3 protein-coding genes are annotated in these 2,124 nt (G+C 41.6%); 2 read left to right on the top strand and 1 reads right to left on the bottom strand.

The features are described 5' to 3' along the window. Together QTN95_RS20300 and QTN95_RS20295 are read left to right on the top strand one after the other, a co-directional pair. Positions 1 to 459, top strand: a 459-nt coding sequence (locus QTN95_RS20300) for an HNH/endonuclease VII fold putative polymorphic toxin (RefSeq protein WP_331418796.1), incomplete at its 5' end; no start/stop codon positions are given. Further along, positions 449 to 1,093, top strand: coding sequence for a hypothetical protein (locus QTN95_RS20295; protein WP_331418794.1), 645 nt, complete (start codon positions 449 to 451; stop codon positions 1,091 to 1,093). The genes QTN95_RS20300 and QTN95_RS20295, both read left to right, overlap by 11 nt. A 348-nt stretch (positions 1,094 to 1,441) precedes the next feature. On the opposite strand, the gene QTN95_RS20290 is transcribed toward QTN95_RS20295, so the two are convergent. After that, positions 1,442 to 2,124: hypothetical protein (locus QTN95_RS20290; protein ID WP_331418792.1), on the bottom strand; the 683-nt coding region annotated here is incomplete at its 5' end.

Below are 2,124 nucleotides of genomic sequence, written 5' to 3'. Positions count from 1 at the left end.
GATACAATGGACTCGCTAATCGGAGTTGAAGACTTTGTTGATGCGGCGGAAACGGTTCTAGATGCGAATGCGACTATTGCTGATAAGGTGGTTGCAGTAGGTGGTGCTTTTGCTAAGAGAACGCCTCTTGGCAAAGTGGTTAGTAAGGCTGTTACAAAGGAAACACCTCCAGCAAATTTAAGCCCATTGGGGGCAGGTCGAACTGGTGCATTTAAAGAAGCTAAGCGTCAGTCAGGTATTCCTACTAGTCAGCAACCGAGCAGAGTGGGGCCAAACCTAGATAAACGAGGAAAGGTTCAGTCTGGAAAATCATACGAGTTTGAAGTGCCTGCCGAAGGAGGTGGTACCAAAACTGTGAAAATTCGTGATGATGCTGGCGGTCATGATTTCGGCCCTGGAAATCCTCAAAATAGAGGTTCTCATTTCAACAACGAAGCAGGTGATCACTTTGACTACTGATCTCAAATATACAAGTACGACGGACGTATCGAAAGAAAATGATACGTACCACATTAGTGAAGATAAACTTCCTGTAAGTACGAAGGTAGGAGCCAGTAGTTGGCTTCTACCTTCTACAAATCATTTTGAGGCACGTCTCACTGTGTTGAAAATAATTTTTAGTTTGATCCTTGCGAAAATGCCCAATTTAAAGCTGTGGTATTTTGTGGGCGACTCTGCATGGCAGAGTGATACTCGTATTATTCGTCACAAAAAGTTATTTAAACGTCTTAAAGCTAGAGGGGTAGAGGTTACTCATACCACTAAATCTATCGAGCATATGAAGGAAAATGACGGAAAATTGAAATTCTTTGCTGCTACTTGTTTCTCAGAGTTATCCATTGATTCTATTGTTAAAGCTATAGCTGAGGAGCCATGCTCGTACATAGTGGCTGTGCCCGATAGTTTTGATATTGATTCTGCTCTTTGTAATGGTTGGGACACGAGTGATTATGTTGATCATAATATTCTAAATAATGTTGTTCAGAGCGGCGGTTTACTTTTTAAGGTGGTCGGAGCCTTTGACGATCAGGAAAGTGGTTTTGTTGGTTATGGAATGCCAGAGTTGGTAACGCAACTAAATAACTGTTCCTAAATGTAGATCACTGGAAAGTTACAAACAAGACAGGAAAAGGATTAGGGAACCCTTTTAAAGATAAGACCGCAAAAGAAATTGACGAGATGTTTACTGCTAAGGGGTTTGAGAAGCGAGGACCAGATCCTGCTAATGGTACAGGAGGATATGTAAATCCAAAGACAGGTCGTTCATATCGGCTTTGTTGCCGAAATCGAATGAACCAAATCAAAATCTTACGATCAGATCAGGGACATTTATTTACTGACTTTGATTTAATGCCGAAGCCTCGCTATAAAACCACCAACTGGCGCAAGTACAACAACTCCCTAGTCAGGTTAAGATATGGAAAATCGACTATTTCTATGGCTAGGGTGTATTATCCGTAAATGGTTTGTCAGACACTTCTCCTTTACCATCATATAAGACGGTAACGACAGCGACGCTTTTAGGATGTCTATTAGGGGAAGGGACTATCCATCCATTAGGATCTGCACCTTCGTTAACCGTGCAGTCATCATTTGCAGATTTCACACACAAGATAGAATACAGAAGCATAACTTTGTCATCATTAACAAGAAGCTTCATGACTGGGTTTGCATGATGGTTCTTGTAGTAATGGTTCATTGTTTCTATTTTTTGCTTGGCAAGCTCACTGTCTATCACATCATCAATTCGAAACCATTTAGTATCATAATTCTCATCAAAATTACCCCATTCGGGCTTCCAACGCTGTTGCCATTTTTCACGTGATGAGCCGCCACCAACCCCATTTTCCCATTCGCCTTTTATAGCGCTAGGGATACCAATGCCAATGCTTGCGCTAGCACAACAGCCCTGAACACTCCCATACGCAAAGTTTGCACCTCCACCATAAATATCACTGACCCACATATCACGAATAAAATGTGGGCCACCTAAAGACCCTGCATTGCCAATGCTCGCAACTGAAACAGGCTTACTTTCAAAGCAACCATTAAGTAAAAAGCACATGCTTACAGCGATTAAAAATCTAAACTTCATTATCAAATACCACTCGCTTGAGTTGGTTT

It is taken from the genome of Vibrio sp. M260112, assembly GCF_036533775.1.
Classification (GTDB): domain Bacteria; phylum Pseudomonadota; class Gammaproteobacteria; order Enterobacterales; family Vibrionaceae; genus Vibrio.
The sequence above is the reverse complement of the archived record's forward strand: the minus strand, read 5'-3'. Positions and strand labels throughout refer to the sequence as shown.